General features: G+C 48.2%; 1 protein-coding gene. It reads right to left on the minus strand.

Translation table 11 applies throughout. The annotated features are described in order from the left end of the window. Window positions 1–382, minus strand: a 382-nt coding sequence (locus EXE10_RS21275; RefSeq protein WP_130114620.1) for an efflux RND transporter permease subunit, incomplete at both ends; no start/stop codon positions are given.

Here is a 382-nt window from a genome sequence, read left to right on the forward strand (position 1 = left end):
TCCTTCAACAGCTTCACCCTGACCATTTTCGGTTACCGCTCCGTAACGAGTAAGGGCACCGGTATGGACAACGGCGACATCCTTCACTTGCACCAGCGTCCCTTGATGATTGGAAACAATAATCTCACCCAGCTCTTGTAAATTGGTGACACGACTATCGCTACGAATCAGTAATGATTCTCCATTTTCATTCAGACGACCCGCACCGTCACTTGCATTGTTTACTTCAATTGCTTGTTTTAACTGATCAAGAGATAAACCTCTCGATGCCAAGGCATCCAGGTTGGGTGTCACTTCAAAGGTACGTGCCAAACCACCCAGGACATTGACATCCGCTACCCCTTCAATTTTTCTGAGCTGTGGACGGACGACCCGATCGAGT

Source organism: Acinetobacter sp. WCHAc060033 (genome assembly GCF_004209125.1).
Taxonomy (GTDB): domain Bacteria; phylum Pseudomonadota; class Gammaproteobacteria; order Pseudomonadales; family Moraxellaceae; genus Acinetobacter; species Acinetobacter wuhouensis.